Below are 20,433 nucleotides of genomic sequence, written 5' to 3'. Positions count from 1 at the left end.
TTTAGTTAATTCCAACTCGCATTAATTCTTCCCCTTGTTTAATCTTACCAGATTTTAACTGATTAACAAACTTCATAGAGTCAGAATTTGTAATGACAAGTAATACAATAGGTGATTTAGCTTTTTCCTTCACTAAATCCAAATCAAATTCCATTAGTTTTTGTCCCTTCTTAATCACATCTCCAGAATTAATAAATGACTTAAAACCCTCCCCATTCATTTTGACTGTATCAATTCCTATATGAATTAGTATTTCCATTCCATCACTAGTTTTAATTGCTATTGCATGCTTTGTTTCAAACAAACATACTACAGTTCCGTCTACTGGTGAAACTACTATTCCATCTTCTGGATCTACTCCTATTCCTTTTCCCAATAATTCATCAGAAAAAGTTTTGTCTGGAACATCTTTAAGTAATATGACATTTCCATTTACAGGTGATACTAAATTTGAAACAGTATTTGCTTTTACTTCATTATAAAGTAAAATAACTTTATTATCCTTATCATTATTACCTTTCTCTTCTTTTTCTTCTTCTTCTTTTTCTTCTTCTTCTTCTTCTTCTTCTTCTTTTTCTTTTATTCCAAGGACAGAAGTAACTACAAAAGCTGTTGCAAAAGCTATAACCATACCTATTACATAATTCAAAATAGATGATGGTGGCACAATCGTTGTACCCGGTATTCCACTTACGCCCATGCCAGTCATTACTACTTTAGTAAATACTACATAACCACCACCTATAGCACCGCCTATAGCTGCCGCAATAAAAGGCCTCCTGTATCTCAAATTTACTCCGAAAATTGCCGGTTCAGTTATGCCAAGCACCGCTGACAATGATGCTGGGCCTGCTATTGACTTCATTTTAGCATTTTTCGTGATAAAATATACTGCAAAAGCAGCTCCACCTTGTGCAACATTAGCCATTGACCAAATTGGTAATAAAAAATCCCTATGAATACTCGGGTTAGCAAGTAACCCTGCCTCGACAGCTTGGAAACTTTGATGTATCCCGGTAATAACTATAAATGAATAAAATCCTCCAAATAATATACCAGCAAAAACACCTGCTGTATTGTATATCGTTACTAAACCAAATGATAGTCCATCTCCTAGAAATCTCCCTGCTGGTCCTATTATAAAAAACGTAAAAAACCCTGTAATCAATACTGTTAAGAATGGTGTTAATAAAATATCTAATATATCTGGAACTATTTTTCTTAAGCCTCTTTCTATATATCCCATAACCCAAACAGCAATTAGTATTGGAAGCACTTGGCCTTGATAACCAACCATACTTACATGAAGTCCATAAAAATCCATTGAATTTTTAATTCCCGTTCCTAATGTCCAAGCATTCTGGAGATCAGGATGTATCATTATGCCTGCTAATGTTGCTGCTAGAAAAGGATTAGTTCCAAATTGTTTAGCCGCGCTAAATGCAATTAAAACAGGTAAAAATACAAAAGCGGCATTCGAAAACATATTTAATAATATATACATCCCACTTTTAGAATCAACCAAATGAAAATTTTGAAGCATTCCTAAAATCCCCATTAAAAGCCCACTAGCAACTATTGCTGGTATTATTGGAAGAAAAATACTTGATAACATTCTTGCAAATCTCTCAAAAGGATTCATATTTTTCATTGCAGCTTTTTTATTATCACTTAAACTCGACTCTCCTATTTTAGTTCCTTCAATAAAAGCATTATATACTTTATTTACTGTTCCTTGACCAATAATAATTTGTAATTGACCCCCACTATTAAATACACCTTTAACAGCTTCCATTTTCTCAATTTTTTTAATATTTGCCTTTTTGTCATCATTTAGAACCAATCTCAATCTTGTAGCACAATGTGCAGCACTTGCTACATTGTTTTCTCCACCTAAATACATTAAAATTTCTTTAGCTATTTTGTTGTAATCCATTTTTACCCTCCTATATTTTTATCTGCACAAAAGTAATTATTGTATTATTTTGTGTCCATTAAGTAGCTGTTGCTAATTTAAATAAAAAAAACCTAGATTGAATTAATACAACTAGTGTATTATCTTCAACTTAGGTTTTGCCTGCATAACCAGTAACAATCCTGATATTAACTTTTTAATAAATGTATAAGTCTATAATTTTTCAGAAGATACCTTATACTTTATACTAGAAATAACTCGCTGAATATGAAGACTCAAGTAAACTATTTCTCCATCATTTATTGTGTAATAATAATTTTTCTCAATAAATATTTTTATCTTTAATGCACAAGTATATGGTTTATGATAATTTATTTCTACCATCTTCAGAAATTCATTACTATCTTCTGGTAACCTATTATTCGAAATTACCCTTTGTGAAAAATACTTCAAGTGCGTAACAAGTCTATCATAAGAAATATCGTTTTCATCAAATTCTATGTTGAAAAAGTATTTTATTATGTTTAATATTTCTTGAACTATTGAAATAATGTTTATTGTATTATCCATGCTTTGGTTAAGGGCAGCATCTACTAAATGCAGAGCAATATAACCCGCTTCATCTAAATCCATTTTAATACCTATTTCATCTTCAATACAATCCAGTGCCCATAAACCAACTTCGTATTCTTTTTTATGTATCCTTTGTATTTCCCAAAGCAGCTGATTTTTTAAGCTAATACCTTCTTTGTATCTTTTAATGGCAAAATCAATATGATCTGTTAATGCAATATAAATATGATCATCAAATTGTGTATTCAATTTTTCTTTCCCATAGCTTATAATTGTCTCTGATAATTTTATATGCTCCATCGGGATCTCATTTATCAATTTTAAAAATTTCTCATTCTCTATTTTATTTTCCAAAATAAAGACTTTTTCAATTTTCAAAACATCGACCATATCTCCATTTCTCTTTTGGAAAGCAATTCCTCTGCCCATAATTACCTTTTCACGCTTAGATTTTTCATCTATAGCCGTAACTACATTATTATTCAATATCCTTTTTATAATAATAGTATTCACCCCAATGCCACTATAATTATTAGATTTGTATTCAAATATAAAGCTGAAATTTCACACTAATATACAATTAAATTTACATTATTATTGTATGCTCACAAGGCAATCTTCTTTAGTTGCAATAAAAAAACCCAAAACAAGACAAAGTTCACACTCATCTCAAATTAGGTTTTGCCTGCTAATCAGTAACAATCCTGTTATTTAATTTATATGTATGATAACATTTTCATTGTTGTATGTCAATACATTTTTTATACAATATAATAAAAAACTAAGCACCTTAATATTCCTCTATTAACCATTAATTTATAAATTTACGCTTTATCGATTTCTATTGTAGGAAATTTTAAATCTTTATATTTACCAAACTTCTCTTTAACAATTGATAACTTTTCATCTGTGTAAAATCCACCTTGTGTATGATAAATTTCTTCTAAATGGTGTTCTCTTCCTTTAATAGTAGTACGGTCACGACTTAATCCATCTTTCGCAATAACAAATTTCCATTTACCAGTTTCTGTTTTCTCTAAGTCTCCACCAGCGCCACAAACTTGACATTCGATTGGGAAGTGCAACCCGTCCCATTGGACTTCCCCTAAAATCAACGCATTAGAATGACAATTTGGACACCAACCCATATTTTCATCTCCTAACCACACTCTTTTTTCTACTGTGGTATTTAATGATTTCATAACATTGTTACCAATTTCTTCAGCACGTTTAATCATATCATCATGTAATAAACATTGTTTTGGAGCTGGCACACGAGTAGCCAAATACATATCAATAATTTTAAAATCATTTGTAAAACAAGTTGCCTGCATAGCTTCTAATGCCATCGACTGCCATGAACGAGTAGATCCTCCCACAGCAATTAAAGCACCAACTCTATCTTTATGCTCAATTTCACCAATTGATTCTAAAAATGCAGATTCATAACTTAAATTTCTATGCATAAATTTTAAAAATGTTGCAGTTGGCATCAAATCATATGTAGGTGCTGAAAATATAACAGCATCTTGATTTAACATAACTTCCATAATTGCTTTTTTATCATCCTTTTTATCTAAGCTGCACCCAACGTTTTTACCAATAGTCATACCATTTGTACATGCTGTACATCCTGTACAATCCATAATGTTGTAATTCCTTAGATTAATCATTGTGATTTCTGCCCCTTGTTGCGCGCAGGCTAAAAGTGCTTCTTTTAACAAAATTTCAGAATTTGAATCTTTTCTACCAGCTGTAACGCCCATTACTTTAAAAGTCATAATAAAATCTCCTCTTTATATATCATATATATTACTATATTATTGTTAATACATGTTTTTTTTGTTACACTAACAAGTGAACATTTATAATATTAACATAAATTAATACACCATTCATCAGAAATAATTATGAAACTGCCATGATTTAATGGTATTATTTTAAAAATTTTTCTAATCCACAAAAGGAGGTAATTTTTTGGCTAAACTAAAAACATTATTAAATTTTCTTAAAAATAAACCAAACATTAAAATTTCGGGAACCCATAATCCGGATACTATTATTGATGAAGTATTTTTTTTAAAAGATAATATGGAGTTTTCTCCAAATGCTTTATATTTGGCAACAAAAAACCATAAATCTTTATTAATTAATAAAGCCAATATTTTATTTATCGTAAATAAAGCAAGTGAAAACATTCATATTTTACAGATTGAGACTAAAAGTAGTATAGAAGAAATTTATAGATTGATTTGTGAATTTATGTTTATAGACTATAAACTGTATGTAAAAAAATTAGATATTTATAATAGCCTATCTGCTTATAATGATATTAATAAAACTTTAAATATATGTGAAAGCTATTTAAATAACCCTATTTTTATTTTAGATACTAGTTATCGTATTATTGGTCGTTCCACTTTTGCTAATTCTATTACGTCTAATATAGAAACTTATAATGATCAAGCTTATCTGTTAATCGATACCGTTAATATTATGAAAAAAGATAAATGTATAGATAATATTTATAGTTCAAGTACATCTTTTTTTCACTTTTCTGATAAAAGTCTTATCTTTTGTGGTATTCGTATTAATAACGTTACTGTTGCGTATATATGTATTTTACAAGAAAACCGAGAATTTGTTGAAGAAGATTTAGAAATAACCAACACTTTGGTACAAACTCTTTCTATACAAATGCAAAAGGATAACTTATTTATAAATAGTTCAGGACTCGAAGAAGAATACTATTTAATGGATTTATTAAAAAATTCAATTAATAATCTAGACTATATAGAAGAAAGACTAAAAAATATAGATTTTAAACTACATAAAAATATATTATTAATTGTTATACCTTTTCGTCAAACATATCAAGATTACCGTCATAATTTTGGATTAAAGCAGTTAATTGTTACTACTAAAAATATATTTAGAAATTGTATTTCTGCTTATTATGAAGATAGTATAATTCTCATGGTAAGTAAAGAAAATGATGAAATATTTTCTGAAAACACAAAAACAAGGTTTATAGATTTTTTAAAACTCAACAATTTAAAAGCCGGGATTAGTTTAACATTTCAAAATATACTTGAAACAAAGGAGTTTTATAAACAAGCTACTTACGCCTTAAAATTAGCAGAGAACTTAAACATAAAGGGTTTCTTATTTTATTTCAAAGACTATATAGAATATTATTTATTTAATATATTGCAAAGCACGGATAATAATATTGAAAAAATTAAACTACACACATTAATTGATCCATCGATTAACAAGCTTATATGGATCGATAAAAACAATAATTCAGTATTATTACAAACATTAATAGCTTATTTAGAAAGTAATAGGAATGCAAAATTGACCTCAAAAAAACTAAATATTCATTGTAGCACATTTTTTTATCGTTACCATAAAATAGAAGAATTATTGAAAATTTCACTAAGCAACAGTGATATTTTGTTTAAATTTGAATTATCATTAAAAATTCTAAGATACCAAAAATAAGAACTGTATTGAATATTTCAATACGGTTCTTATTTTTGGTATGGATAAAACCACCGACTATTATTAAATCGGTGGTCTAATAGTAAATATTTTACTCAAGTTCAAAGGCACCAGTATAGAGCTGATAATACTTTCCTTTCTGTGCTATTAACTTTTCGTGGTTACCACATTCAATGATTCGGCCTTCATCAAGCACCATAATTTCATCAGCATTTTTCACTGTAGAAAGTCTATGAGCAATTACAAATACCGTACGACCTTGCATAAGTGAATCCATACCTCTTTGTACAATCGCCTCTGTACGAGTATCAATGCTAGAAGTGGCTTCATCAAGAATCATTACTGGAGGGTTAGCAACAGCAGCTCTTGCAATGGACAATAGTTGTCTTTGACCTTGTGATAATCCAGATCCATCTCCTGATAAAATAGTATCATAACCCTTTGGCATCATGGAAATAAACCCATCAGCATTTGCAAGCCTTGCAGCTGCATAAATTTCTTCATCCGTAGCATCAAGCTTGCCGTATTTGATATTTTCCATAATAGTTCCAGTAAATAAATTCGTATCTTGAAGCACAACTCCAAGGGAACGACGCAAATCACTTTTTCTAATTTTATTAATGTTTATATCATCATATCGAATTTTACCATCTTGAATATCATAGAAACGATTAATCAAATTAGTTATGGTGGTTTTTCCAGCACCAGTTGCACCAACAAACGCTAACTTTTCACCAGAATGTGCATCAAGGGTTACATTATGCAATACAGTTTTTTCTTCATTATAACCGAAATCCACATCGAAAAATTGCACATCTCCTGTTAATTTAGTATAGGTAACAGTACCATCTTCATGAGGGTGCTTCCAAGCCCATATTCCTGTCCGATTTTTAGTTTCACATAAAATATCACCCTCATATTTAGCATTTACTAGTGTTACATAACCTTCATCCTCTTCGGGTTTTTCATCCATCAATTCAAAAATACGTTGTGCACCCGCCAGTGCCATAATAACAGCGTTGAGTTGTTGAGAAATTTGACCAATAGGCATGCTGAAGGTTTTACTAAGCTGCAAGAATGAGGCAATAGCCCCTAGTGTTAATCCACCGATTCCACTTAGTGCTAAAACTCCTCCAACAATGGCAACCAAGACATAAAGAAGATTACCTAAATTAGACATAATAGGCATAAGTATATTTGCATAATTATTTGCTTTTGTAGCATTATCACAAAGTTCTTCGTTTAGAAGGTCGAACTGTTCTTTTGAATCTTCCTCATGGCAGAACACCTTAACCACATTTTGTCCATTAATCATTTCCTCAATAAATCCATTTGTTTTACCCATAGACCTTTGCTGTTTAATAAAAAATTCAGAACTCCTCCCAGTAATTTTTCCAGTAATAAACAACATAACTACCACCATTATAATTACAAGCACAGTTAAATGCCAGCTGACATAAAGCATGGCCAAAAATACACTTACAATAGTAATTGCAGAGGAAAACATCTGTGGAATACTTTGAGACAGCATCTGTCTTAAGGTATCTATATCATTAGTATAGCGACTCATAATATCGCCATGTGAATGAGTATCGAAATATTTTATAGACAGAGTTTGCATATGAGAATACATTTCATCTCTAATTTTCTTTTGTACTCCTTGGCCTATGGTTACCATTAATCTGTTATAGAGAAATGTCGACACAACGCCAATACAATAAATACCAGCCATCACAAGTATAGCTTTTAGAAGTCCAGAGAATACAGGATTTGAAACTTTAAGTAGCGGAGTAATGTAATCATCAATCACTATTTGAAGAAAAAGCGACCCCCCCACCCCTGCAAGAGCACTGAATAGTATACATACAATAACAATTATAAACTGTATTTTATAAGTACTTGTAACATATGAAAATAATCTTTTCATGGTTTTTCCATTTGATTTAGGTTTGGACTTATTATTATTTTTCATTTGTCTCTACCCCTTTCATCTGTGAAGTATAGACTTCTTGATAGATTTTATTGGTTTTTAAAAGTTCATCATGAGTCCCTATGGCATCTATTCTACCAGCATCCATTATAATTATCTTATCTGCATCCTCCACCGAGGATATACGCTGAGCTATAATAATCTTTGTGGTATTTGGGATTTCCTCTTTGAATGCAAGGCGGATTAGAGAATCTGTTTTCGTGTCTATAGCACTAGTAGAATCGTCTAAAATTAATATTTTAGGCTTCTTAAGCAGTGCACGTGCAATACAAATCCTTTGCTTTTGACCTCCAGAAACATTGGAACCTCCTTGTTCAATGTAGGTGTCATATTTATGTGGTAATTTCGCAATAAACTCATCCGCTTGTGCTAGCTTGCACACTCTTATGAGTTCATCATCCGAAGCATCTTTATTTCCCCACCTAAGGTTCTCTTTTATTGTTCCTGAAAAAAGTACATTTTTTTGTAGAACCATGGCAACTTCATCACGTAAGGCTTGTATATCATATTTGCGCACATCTACCCCACCGACTAAAATATTGCCACTTGATACGTCATAAAGTCTAGGAATTAGTTGAACAAAAGTAGTTTTTGCACTTCCAGTACCACCAATGATACCAATGGTTTCACCAGCCTTGATAGAGATATCAATTTTTTTAAGGCAGAGTTTATTTTTGTCATCATTATAGCTAAAATCTACATTTTCAAAGTTCACACAGCCATTAGGCACTTCATAAATTGGCTGCTCTGGGTTATGCAAATCACTTTTTTCATCTAGAACCTCTACAATTCTTTCTGCTGAAGCACGAGAAATTGTAATCATGACAAAAACCATTGAAAGCATCATCAAACTCATTAAAATTTGTGCAGCGTAAGCCAGTAAACTCATTAATTGACCTATGGTCATAGTTGAACCTACAATCATCTTTGCACCAAACCAGGAGATTAGGAGAATACATGTATACATGGTAAACTGCATGAGTGGACTGTTAAAAGCTAATAATTTTTCTGCTTTTGAAAAATCACTATAGATTTTTGTGGATACCTCTCCAAATTTGCTTTTTTCATGTTCTTCACGAACATAAGATTTTACAACTCTAATACCACTTATGTTTTCTTGTACAACATTGTTTAGATGGTCGTAGGTGCGGAATACTTTCTCAAAAATAGGATGGGCGTTGATAATAATTAAGTAAAGCCCAAATCCTAAAAATGGGATAGCTACAAGAAATACTAAAGCTAATTTTGCATTAAGGTTAAATGCCATAATCAAAGAAAAAATAAGCATTAACGGACTTCGTACTAAAATACGAATAATCATCTGGTAAGAATTTTGAACATTGGTCACATCTGTAGTTAACCTAGTTACTAGGCTTGCAGTTGAAAATTTTTCAATATCGGAGAATGAAAAACTCTGTATATTGTAATACATTTCTCTTCTTACATTTTTTGCATATCCTGCAGATGCTTTGGCTGCATATCTTCCTGATTGCATACCGAAAAAAAGTGAAAATATAGTACACAGCACTAGGACAATACCCATTTTACTGATATAACCTAAATTTCCTTTTGAGATTCCGTTATCAATAATTTGTGCCATTAGGAAAGGTACTATAACCTCCATAATAACCTCAAATGTTACAAAAACGGGCGCAAGGATGGTGTCTTTTCTATACTCACCTACGCATTTTGCAAGTCGTTTAATCATAATTTGGTAACCTCCATACATTAATATTTGTCATTATCCATACAGTTAGGTAACTAACAACACAGCAAAAAAATAACCGTCTGTCTATGCCTAACAAGATAGTTAACTATTCTATATTTTTTGAAATTTTGTTCACAAGCCGAAGGAAAGTTTCAATTTCTTCATTTGTTAACCCCTTCGCAATTTTTTGTTCTACTTGAATAATTTGGGCTTCTATCTTTAGATGAATGCCAAAAGCTTTTTCAGTGAGAATAAGTTTTTTTAATCGTGCATCGCAAGACACCGCTTCCCTAGTTATCAGTTCATTTTTTTCCATAAGTTGTAAAATGACAGTAGCTGTAGACCTCCTAATGTTAAACGCAATCTCAACATCTTTTTGGAAAACATCTCTTTTATCTACGTTATCACAAAGATAACCAATGATCCAGCACTGCATTCCTGTTATGCCATCAATCTCACATTTCGAAACACTAATATCAATTTGGCGTTTCACTTGATTAGAAAGTGTTTTTACTACAAATCCTATGGCCTTTGAACGATCCATAAAACGCCTCCCCATTATGTTAGTATACTAACAATTTTAATACTTGATGCTATAATTGTCAAACTTTATTAAAAATGACCTTAGCAGTTATATAATTATTTGAGGTTTTTACTGGTAGAGGCAGTGCGGTACCTTTAAAATACTTTTATCCATAATTTTCACAAAAAACAATTATTGGAGCAACTAAAATTTGATTTAGCTCCTCCAATTTATTATCTAATTTTCTTGCTGCACAATTTTATAATAAGTCTTGGCTGTCAATCCATAAACTACAGCGTATAACACTGCAAAAATTACAACAGTGCCAGCTATTGCAAGTATTAATGTACTGTTGCTATATAGACCAAACAAAGATAGTATTTTAGATACAACGTTGAAAGCAACGGCAATGTGGATTGCTGCTACTGCTAGTGGAAGGAAAAACACCATAAGTATTTGCTTGTTTATAGTATTTTTAACCTCTTTCTTGCTCATACCTACCTTTTGCATGATTTTAAATCTTTCGCTATCATCATACCCTTCAGAAATTTGCTTATAATAAATTATTAAAACCGTTCCCATAGTGAATAATAGCCCTAAAAAACATCCAATAAATATGAATCCACCATTAAGTATATAAAAATCTTCTCTGTCTGTATAAATACTTTGAAAATTACTGTTTTTCATAGCATTTACATGGCTTTTTAATGAATCACAGAATTTTATAATATCTTTTTTATTACCATCAATATTAAATGCAATACTATCATCCGCAGTTTCTAATTCTTTGACATTTTTTTCTTCATAGGTATCCTTTAATGTGTTCATATCCTTAACTACAATTCTATATTCATCTATTATATTGTTTTTATTTTTATTCGCTATCTTTATTTTATTAAGTTTGTCTTTCACTTTAAACTTTTTATCATTTAAAACAATAGAATCATAATTAAATTCCTTACCTACTGAAAAGATAAGTACTTCATTATCTTTTAAAGCCACAGCTTTACCTTCCATTTTATTATAATCTCCTAAGGTATAAATCTTTATACTTTTTATATCACTCATAACAGATACATCTGCTTTAGCAATTTTGAATGAGTTTTCATTTTGTGATGCCATTAATTCTTTATTATCAAATTCTACTTGGTTTTTTAGTGTTACATTACTTTTAGCAGCTTCTTCTTTTATCATATTTGATACGCTATCCTTTTCTTTAGCTGTTGTATTTCTTATAGTTATTGCTACATCTAATGGATAAGTAATTTTTAAGCTGCTTTCTTGTCCAGCATATAAAGCGACAGTTGTTGATATTGTTAGTAATACAGCTGTGCTTAAAATGCAAATATTAGCCAGACCTACAGCATTCTGCTTCATACGATAGATCATTCCAGATACTGAAACAAAATTCTTTGTTTTGTAGAAAAACTTCTTATTTTTCTTTAATGTCTTCAAAAACGCTATACTTCCAGCTGTAAAAGTACTATAGGTTCCAACAATAACTAAAATTACTGCTATAAAAAATATAACAAATGCTTTCAATGGTGATTCTAAATTAATGGCAAGGCCATACCCAACAGCTAATTCAATAACACCAGAAATAGCTAATATCCAAGATGTCTTTGGTTCTTTTTCCCCTTTTTGCCCACCTTTTAGTAATTCAATAGGATTTGTAAGCTTAACTTGTAGAAGATTTCCTATTAAAATAGCTACAAAAATTATACTAAATAATTCTATAGTTTGTGTTATTGCTGGCACTGATATTGAAAATGAAGATGAAATAGTAATATCCAGTTTCATTAAATTTATTAATATTAAAAATATTAATTTTCCGACTATAATTCCACCTAAAATACCTAAGACTAAGCTAATCGCAGCTACTATTACCGTTTCAATAGAAAGAACTTTTGCAATATGCTTTTTTTCCATTCCAAGCACATTATAAAGACCTATTTCCTTCTTTCTTCTCTTTATTAAGAAACTATTAGTATAAAATAGAAATACTATAGAAAATAGACCAATGACTTTAACTGCAAATTTCAGAATCATTTTTAATCTTTCTGCATGTCTAATCTTATCTAGTCCTTCGTTTAATACTATACAATCCATGGTGTAAAAGATAATGATTGCACTTATACAAGCTAATATATATGGTAAATAAGTTTTACTGTTTTTCTTTAAATTAGTCTTAGCAAATTTGAAATAAAATGAATTATTCATTTTCACCACCTCTTGTAGTTAACAGAGTTAGTGTATTGGAAATTTTTTGATACATTTCATCATTACTCATAGCTCCACGATAAATTTGGTTAAATAGCTTTCCATCCTTTATGAAAAGTACACGACTAGCATGGCTTGCAGCTATTGTACTATGTGTAACCATAAGAATAGTTTGACCAGATTTATTTATAGCTGAGAATAATTTCAGAATCTCCCCTGCGGACTTTGAATCTAATGAACCCGTTGGCTCATCTGCAAGAACTAATTTTGGATTTGTAATAATAGCTCTGGTTATTGCTGCCCTTTGCTTTTGTCCTCCTGATACTTCATAAGGATATTTTTCTAATATATCTTTGATTCCTAGCTTATTTACAATTGGTTGTAGTCTGCTATCCATTTCTTTATAGTCTTTTCCTGATAACACAAGTGGTAGGAATATATTATCCTTTATAGAGAAGGTATCAAGTAAATTAAAATCTTGAAACACATAACCTAAATGATTTCTGCGGAAGGCAGATATTTCACTTTCCTTTATGTTCACAATATTTTTCCCTTCTAATAAAACTTCTCCACTTGTAGGCTTATCAAGTGATGCCAATATATTAAGCAATGTAGTTTTACCTGATCCTGATTCCCCCATAATAGCTATATATTCACCAGCTTCAACTGAAAATGAAACATCATCTAAAGCTTGAACCTTATTACCCCCAAATCTTGTTGAATATATCTTCTTTAAATTTTTAACTTCTACTAATACCATAATGACCCCTCCAATTTTTACTTCAAGAAATTGATTTACGTTATTTCCTAACTTATAAATTAATTATACAAAAAAAAGGAATGCTCTGCCTTAACTTAAGCTTACACTTCCTTCTTTAACCTTACATTTATGTAAGGCTAGTCTATATTTATTTTTTCTGTTGAAAAATCAATAGCTACCTTTGTTCCTTTTCCTATTTCTGAGGTCATTGATATCTTATGGGATAATCTTGTAATAATTTCTTTACATAAATATAATCCTATTCCTGTTGATTTCTTGTCCATTCTGCCATTATACCCTGTAAAACCTCTTTCAAAAACCCTTGGAATATCTTCAGAGGCTATTCCTATGCCAGTATCCTCAATTATTAAGGTTTTCTCTAAATCCCCCTCTATGTAAATTGAAATGCTGCCACCTTTTGTATACTTTAATGCATTAGATAAGATTTGTTCTAGCACAAAGGTAATCCATTTTTCATCAGTTATTACCTTGCAATCAAATTCCTTCAAATTTAGTGAAATCTTCTTATATATGAAAGTTGTCGCATATTTCTTCACGGTTTGACTAATAATGTCATATAGTGAATATACCTCTAATTTTAAGTCAGAGGACAAACTCCCTAGCCTTATATAATGCAACACCATCTCTACATATTGTTCAATTTTAAATAACTCCTGCTCCATAAGTTTTTTTTCTATACCTGCCTGCATAGATTGAATAATCATAGAAAAAGCAGCAATAGGGGTCTTTATTTGATGTGCCCACATTGTATAATAATCTACCATCTCACTTAATTTATTGTCAGTGTTATATAATACTTCTGATTTTTCCTTATATATAGTTGTAATAATATCCTGGTAGTCTTTTTCTATTAAGGTCTTAGCCTTTGGTAGCTTACCTAGTTCAAATTGTATCCCACTGAGAATATCTTGAAGAGTCATATGCTTATCATAATATACCTTAAAATCATAAAGACTAAATAAAAAAGCTAATGTAGCTGCTAGTAAAGTTGCATATAAAATAGGCTCTACTGGAAGATGATATAACGAATATACAATGAAAAATATCATTATAAAAATCAAAAAATTAATAATTGTTTTTATTTTATCCATACAATAGGAAATTGCAATAGTCCATACATAATTTTTTCTCATCCTAATCACCCACTGTATATCCTATGCCCTTTTTTGTCCTAATAAAATCCTTAAGCCCTACATCCTCTAGCCTTTTTCGAAACCTAGTTACATTAACCGTTAAAGTATTATCATCAATAAAACTATCACTTTCCCACAACTTCCTCATAATATTATCACGAGAAACAACATTGTTTTTGTTTTCTAAAAGAATCTGTAATATCTTGAACTCATTTTTACTTAAATCCAACTTATTATTCTTATAGGTAAGCGTCAGCTCTCCTAAATTAAGAACAGCTCCATCACTTTCTAAAATGTTTACTTGTCCTTGAAAAGAATATGTCCTCCTAAGTAAAGCTTGTATCTTTGCAACTATTACATTTAGGTCAAAAGGCTTGGCAATAAAATCATCAGCTCCCATATTAATAGCCATAATCAAATTCATATTATCACTGGCGGAAGACGCAAAAATTATTGGGATCCTTGATATTTTCCTGATTTCCACACACCAGTGAAAGCCATTATAAAAAGGCAAGGTAATATCCAAAATCACCAGCTGCGGATCATATTTTATAAATTCATCTATAACATTATTAAAATCAGAAATAACTTCTGCCTCATAACCCCATTTGCATAATTGATTTTTTAATATACTTGATATAGTTGGGTCATCTTCTACAATCAATATTTTATACATACTAATCCTCCTTTACCATTATTTATACATACATTTACTATACTAAATGTCATATGTATATCAGTCAAGGGTTTCACTGGTAGATGCGAAATACAACCTTTAAAAATTATATATTTAAAACTGATTATATATATAAGTAATTCTCACATCTGACTGAAATAAAAACAAATAACTGCAACCTAAAATGACAGTAGTATAAATAATTATCATAAAAATCATATTAGTTTTTATTTTTGTTATAATATTTATCAATAGCTTCATTAACATATACCCAACCCTTCCAGCCTATGTGAGCACTATCCATTAGAAAGTAATTTTCATCTTCATATTTTGAAAAATCAGCAACTTCAAAACCATAAGAATTAACCATATTATTTATTTTTTTATAATAAGCTAGTCTATCATTTTTATTATATCCAACATAGTCATACCACTTGCCATTTACAGGGATATTTAAAAATAATGGTTTAATTCCTTCATCCTTGCAAACGTCTAATAGCAATTTGAAATCCTCATATTCTGGAGAGTTTATACATAAATTGTTATTAGGAGATACCCTTATTGTTTCTGGGTTTCTTTTAAATGCATGCTCATATACTTTATTGTCCATACCAAATTCATTATTAGTAGACTTCGCCTTAGCAATTTTTGAAGCTTTTTTTAATTCTGCGTTCCAGTTAGTAGTTATATGCGTTGGTTTTAAACCATTTGCAAGTTTAGGACCTAGCTTAAGATATTTATTGCTATTCATATCATCTTTTAAAACTAATAGTTCATATCTTAGCCAGTAATATGGGGTCATTAAGTACCGTTTTGAGGTAGTTAATAAGTCCTTATTGCTATAAAGATAACAGTATTCTCGCATAAGAGCAAAGTGCTTATTGCCATTTTTACCAGAAATCAACACTATTCTTTTAGAAAAATCTTGTTTTGTAATTAAACTTATATTCTTATTAAATAAAAATCCATATACCTGTAGTTCAGATGAATTGGCTTCAAAAGTATTTTTATCAATACCCTTTTTTACAAACCATTGTGGGGAAAGTACGAAAACTACCTTTTGACCCTTAAGTTCATGTCCGAGTGCTCCGAAATCAGCAGCATGTACTAAAGATTTATATCCTGCTTTTCCTATAAGATTAATTTGAAAACCAGCTTTTTTGCCGTTAAAAAATTTAATGGGTTGAGTATAATATTCAATAGTGTGTTCAAGTTCAGAAGAACCGAACATAAAAAGATTATCATTCTGCCTTGCGCCCATGCTTTGAAGTATCGGACTTTTAAATTTATGATCAGTTAAATTCTCTCCAAACTCGTTATAATATTTTTTTGAAATAAGACCTTCGTAATGCCTTTGATAAAAAAATAAAAAACCAAAACAGATAATAATAGAACAAATAAAAGTTATGACCTTTTTCATTATGAATCTAATCTCCCACTGTCAAATAAATTTTCATTACTCTCTTCACGTAAGTCCTCACCAGTAATTTCTTCTAATATATTGTAAATTGATTCTCGCATTTAAATTCCTCCTTTTATTTAAATAAAAATCCCGAAAATATTAAAAAGCTAAAACATACCAAATTAAAGGTTAAAAAAGTTGAAGCAATTTTAAAATAAACTTTTTTCTTATGTTTTTTGTAGAATGATTTTCTCTGAAAATAATCTGTAGCTATGAGTAAAACACCATGAAAGGCACCGTAAACAATATAATTAAGTTGAATTCCATGCCATAGCCCCATGGTTATCATGTTTATCATGAAACCAATGTAGGAGGCTGTATATCTACTCTTGAACCACTTTTTCTTAATGGCAGTCATTACGAATCTATTATAAATAAAATCTCTAAACCAAAAAGATAAACTCATGTGCCATCTGTTCCAAAATTCTTTTATATCTTTACTTATAAATGGAAGATTAAAGTTATCAGGTGTTTTTATTCCCATTATGTAACTTACACCTATGGCGATTAAACTGTAACCGGCAAAATCAAAAAACAAATAAAAGCTATAAGAATACATATATGTAATCGTATTTAATAAGGTGTGTGGTCTTAATAAGATTACGTTAATAAAATGCGTTTGTATATAAAATCCTATCAGAAATTTATATCCTACTCCTTGTAAAATTTTAAATATTCCATCACCTAAATATTCAACATATTGTCTGGAGGTTATAACCTTGTTGCTTTCCTCCGTAAATCTAATTGAACGGTCAATGGGACCAGAACTTAAGGTTGGAAAAAACAATATAAAATAGGCTAAATCAAACACATTTATTTTAGTAATATACCCGTCATAAATTTGTATTAATATCTGAATAATTTTAAAAGTCAAATAAGAAATTCCTAAAAATCCAAGTTCTTTGTGTATAAATATATTGCCCAGTTTTGAGTACAGTAATGGTGATAGACCTATTGCTATCATTATCCAAAGTAACCATCTTTGTTTAAACTTTTTTACAATAAAGCTGTAAAATATAATTAATAAAAATTCCATTATAAAAAACAAAATTAAGTATTCAGCTTGTTGTTTCGATTTACCAAAAATCAAATAAATCATAAGTAAGCTCGCTGGTAGCCCGTACCACTTTATCCTTTTACCAAGTAAACCAACAATAATCGCCGGGATTAAGGCCAAAATCATTAAATAGAAATATAAAAAATCTCCATAAGGAAGCATCTAAAATTCCTCCAGTATCTTTTTTCTATCTATTTTACCATTAGCATTCATTGGTAAAACTTCTATTACCTTTACTTTACGAGGTATCATATATGAAGGCAATAGGTCCCTTAAGAAATGTTTAACAACGAGAATTATGTTCCCTTCAAATGTATCATTTAGTATTATTGCTGCTGCTAAATATTTAATTTTGCCTCTTTCTATAATTGGTACTACAACTGCATTTTTTATAAAAGGAAGTTTTCTTATATTATTTTCAATATCTTCAATTTCCACTCTATAACCATGAAGTTTAATTTGATTATCTATTCGGCCCTCATAATATAATAGACCGTTAACAAGATATCCTTTATCTCCTGTTCTATATCCTCTTTTTTTTACACCAGAAATTTCGCTGTTAAAGAAGATTTTTTCTGTTAATATAGGGTCATCAAAGTAACCTATACTTACACTATCGCCTAATATTAATATCTCATTTGTATTTTCTTCTATGCTTATTTCACAGTCTTTTTTCACGTATCCAACTGGAAGAGTTTCTTTACTTAAAAGCATTTCTTTTTTTATTTCAACTGCGGTTACTGCGACTGTTGCCTCTGTTGGACCATAGAAATTTATTATTTTAATTGTAGGGAATCTTTCAAACAATCTTTTTACGCATTCCTTGGAAAGAGTTTCTCCACAAAATAACATTTGGTTCAATTTAGGTAATAATTTTTCGTTAAACTGTTCACTTTGTAAAGACATTTCTGCGAAAGATGGCGTAGAGACCCAGGTTGTAATCCCGGAAGATTTAAAATTTACAAAAAGTTCAGGTAAATTAACTATCATATCTTTATCAATACTATATAGTATTGAACCAGAAACCAATGATAAATAAGTGTCCATTACAGATAAATCAAAAGAAAAAGGTGCTTGATTCATGAATATTTTATCCTTTTCATTAATTAGAGTTATACTCCAATCAATGAAGCTTTGAATGCATTTTTTTGTTATCTGCACTCCCTTTGGTTTGCCAGTGCTTCCTGAAGTATAGATTATGTAATAAATATCTTCACCCTTAAGCCTATAGCTTATATTGGGTATTTTATTCTCATATTGTAATAGTATTTTTTCTAAATCACTCTTATTTAGTACTATATTTGCAGGAATATCAGCTAAGTCATCTGATGTATTTATAATTAATTTAGCACCAGATATAATTAAAATATCCTTAAGTCTTGTAAGTGGAGTCGAGATATCTACTGGAATATATGGATGTCCACTTTTAGCGCAAGCTAAAAAGCTTATAAGCATTAAATGATCCTTATGCCCAAAAACTATTATAGGCGTTTTGTCTTTGCAAAATAAATCTATGAGATTTACAGCAAGTGAATCTGATTTTGTTTTAAGTTCGCTATAAGTTAAATTACTGTTTTTATAAATATGGGCTACTTTATTAGTAGTATAATAATTTTCGATTACATTAATAAAATCCATAACTCTTCCTCCCTATACTTTAAAAATCTATTTTTCTCTTTTATTTCATATTTGCGAAGTGATAATTCTCTAGTCCTAATTACATTTTATTTGGGAGGTATTACACACATAGTACCTGGAGCGCACTTACTTATTTGATTTCAAGCGAAACCCCGAATTAATCGCACCTTGTTTACAGACTTTTTTGACTGCTGACTGTTCTAGGTTGATTAATTCTTCTGATTTATATTGAAAACTAAAACTAACTGGTGGATCTTTCCATATAGATATGTTATTTTTTTCAAGCAAAGTCTTAAGTTGTTCCGTATATTTAATACCAATACCCATCTCCTTGCTAATTAAACCGTTTGTCACACTTTTTTCATCATACTTATGCTTCGAGCCGTCAAGATTAACCATGACTTCATCAGAATATTTTTTATTAATATTTATACCATTTTTATCTTTAATCACATTTTTTTGACTGCAGCCACTTAAAACTGTACTCATCATCATAACTCCCACAGTTAGTAGCACTATAATTTTTTTCTTTTCTATTATCATTTTCATACTATATTCTCGTATAATAAATTTTCACAAACACTTGATGATTTTATTATATAGGAATCAAAGTTAAGCTTAGGTAAAGAAAAAGCGACCCAGAAAAATTTCTTAGGTCGTTTTAGAATTGTAATAAAATATGTTTTTCAGTAATCCTATGTGCTAATTCCTCAATTATCTCCTCTACCACTTCATTCACTTTTACCAAGCCGCCATTTTATAACTGTTTACTGTAGACATATCCAATAAATCATTAACAAGAGCTATCATCCGATTTGTTTGTTTTTTTACAACCTCCAAACTTTCTAAACAATCTTGCTTCGAAGGATCCTCATCTAAATACAATACATCAATATTGGTTTTTATCACAGTTAATGAATTTTTAAGCTCATGCGCAGCATAGGATGAAAAACGTGATTCTCTAATGAAGGTTTCTTCTAATCTCGAAAGCATAGCATTGAAGAAATCAGCTTATTAAGCAAAAATGTTATGCAGAAATCTTTGGATTTTTTCCTGACAATTGTTTTATTCTTTCCAACCTGTAATTTAAGGTTCTTGTAATTAAGAACCTAGATATAGCTCTAGATGTTTCTACGAAAGTTAGAGAAATATGATGTTGAAACCCTTTCATTTATGTATGATTTCAACATCCCATTCATACCTTAAAATAAATAATCACAGGCATTTCCTATTGAGAATGCCTGTGTAGT

At 30.2% G+C, this 20,433-nt stretch carries 16 protein-coding genes; 1 reads left to right on the top strand and 15 read right to left on the bottom strand.

The genetic code is table 11. The features are described 5' to 3' along the window. Position 1: 1 nt before the first annotated feature. From KPL44_RS09210 to KPL44_RS09200, 3 genes are all read right to left on the bottom strand, one after another. The gene (locus KPL44_RS09210) at positions 2-1,936 is read right to left on the bottom strand and encodes a sucrose-specific PTS transporter subunit IIBC (RefSeq protein WP_216248948.1); all 1,935 of its coding nucleotides are present in this window, start codon (positions 1,934-1,936) and stop codon (positions 2-4) included. Positions 1,937-2,128: 192 nt separating this feature from the next. Continuing rightward, positions 2,129-3,001, bottom strand: a complete 873-nt coding sequence (gene licT / locus KPL44_RS26030; RefSeq protein ID WP_331702641.1) for a BglG family transcription antiterminator LicT — start codon at positions 2,999-3,001, stop codon at positions 2,129-2,131. A 311-nt stretch (positions 3,002-3,312) separates the two neighbouring features. Then, positions 3,313-4,269: a flavodoxin family protein gene (locus KPL44_RS09200; protein WP_216248945.1), complete on the bottom strand. Its 957-nt coding sequence runs from the start codon at positions 4,267-4,269 to the stop codon at positions 3,313-3,315. A gap of 196 nt (positions 4,270-4,465) precedes the next feature. On the opposite strand from KPL44_RS09200, the gene KPL44_RS09195 reads away from it, so the two are divergent. Continuing rightward, positions 4,466-5,995, top strand: a complete 1,530-nt coding sequence (locus KPL44_RS09195) for a PucR family transcriptional regulator (protein WP_253201686.1) — start codon at positions 4,466-4,468, stop codon at positions 5,993-5,995. Between the two features lie 91 nt (positions 5,996-6,086). Here KPL44_RS09195 and KPL44_RS09190 read toward each other — a convergent pair whose 3' ends face one another. The 12 genes from KPL44_RS09190 to KPL44_RS09135 all read right to left on the bottom strand — a co-directional run bounded on the left by KPL44_RS09190 (position 6,087) and on the right by KPL44_RS09135 (position 20,176). Beyond that, positions 6,087-7,967, bottom strand: coding sequence for an ABC transporter ATP-binding protein (locus KPL44_RS09190; protein WP_216248944.1), 1,881 nt, complete (start codon positions 7,965-7,967; stop codon positions 6,087-6,089). After that, positions 7,957-9,693, bottom strand: a complete 1,737-nt coding sequence (locus KPL44_RS09185) for an ABC transporter ATP-binding protein (protein ID WP_216249029.1) — start codon at positions 9,691-9,693, stop codon at positions 7,957-7,959. Before KPL44_RS09185 ends, KPL44_RS09190 begins: the two co-directional genes overlap by 11 nt. A 106-nt stretch (positions 9,694-9,799) precedes the next feature. After that, positions 9,800-10,237, bottom strand: coding sequence for a MarR family winged helix-turn-helix transcriptional regulator (locus KPL44_RS09180; RefSeq protein WP_216248942.1), 438 nt, complete (start codon positions 10,235-10,237; stop codon positions 9,800-9,802). Positions 10,238-10,453: 216 nt separating this feature from the next. Beyond that, a complete protein-coding gene (locus tag KPL44_RS09175) occupies positions 10,454-12,436 on the bottom strand; it encodes an FtsX-like permease family protein (protein WP_216248941.1) in 1,983 nt (660 codons plus the stop codon). Further along, positions 12,429-13,196 carry an ABC transporter ATP-binding protein gene (locus KPL44_RS09170; protein ID WP_216248940.1) on the bottom strand — a complete coding sequence of 256 codons (768 nt, stop codon included), beginning with the start codon at positions 13,194-13,196 and terminating at the stop codon, positions 12,429-12,431. Before KPL44_RS09170 ends, KPL44_RS09175 begins: the two co-directional genes overlap by 8 nt. Positions 13,197-13,333: 137 nt before the next feature. Then, positions 13,334-14,350: a sensor histidine kinase gene (locus KPL44_RS09165; RefSeq protein ID WP_216248939.1), complete on the bottom strand. Its 1,017-nt coding sequence runs from the start codon at positions 14,348-14,350 to the stop codon at positions 13,334-13,336. 1 nt (position 14,351) lies between these two features. Continuing rightward, complete coding sequence (locus KPL44_RS09160; RefSeq protein WP_216248938.1) at positions 14,352-15,026, bottom strand: response regulator transcription factor; 675 nt, start codon at positions 15,024-15,026, stop codon at positions 14,352-14,354. 220 nt (positions 15,027-15,246) lie between these two features. Then, positions 15,247-16,446, bottom strand: coding sequence for a D-alanyl-lipoteichoic acid biosynthesis protein DltD (gene dltD / locus KPL44_RS09155; protein WP_216248937.1), 1,200 nt, complete (start codon positions 16,444-16,446; stop codon positions 15,247-15,249). A gap of 115 nt (positions 16,447-16,561) precedes the next feature. Continuing rightward, positions 16,562-17,707: a D-alanyl-lipoteichoic acid biosynthesis protein DltB gene (gene dltB, locus KPL44_RS09150; RefSeq protein WP_216248936.1), complete on the bottom strand. Its 1,146-nt coding sequence runs from the start codon at positions 17,705-17,707 to the stop codon at positions 16,562-16,564. Beyond that, on the bottom strand, positions 17,708-19,183 hold the full coding sequence (gene dltA / locus KPL44_RS09145) for a D-alanine--poly(phosphoribitol) ligase subunit DltA (RefSeq protein ID WP_216248935.1): 1,476 nt from the start codon (positions 19,181-19,183) through the stop codon (positions 17,708-17,710). It abuts the gene before it with no gap. A 126-nt stretch (positions 19,184-19,309) separates the two neighbouring features. Next, positions 19,310-19,732, bottom strand: coding sequence for a hypothetical protein (locus KPL44_RS09140; RefSeq protein WP_216248933.1), 423 nt, complete (start codon positions 19,730-19,732; stop codon positions 19,310-19,312). Positions 19,733-19,924: 192 nt separating this feature from the next. Further along, on the bottom strand, positions 19,925-20,176 hold the full coding sequence (locus tag KPL44_RS09135; RefSeq protein WP_216248931.1) for a histidine kinase dimerization/phospho-acceptor domain-containing protein: 252 nt from the start codon (positions 20,174-20,176) through the stop codon (positions 19,925-19,927). Positions 20,177-20,433: the final 257 nt, after the last annotated feature.

Origin of the sequence: Clostridium sp. DSM 17811, assembly GCF_018861905.1 — a bacterium.
Lineage (GTDB): Bacteria > Bacillota > Clostridia > Clostridiales > Clostridiaceae > Clostridium_AD > Clostridium_AD frigoriphilum.
Note: the sequence above shows the minus strand (reverse complement) of the source record. Positions and strands in the feature narration are given on the sequence as shown.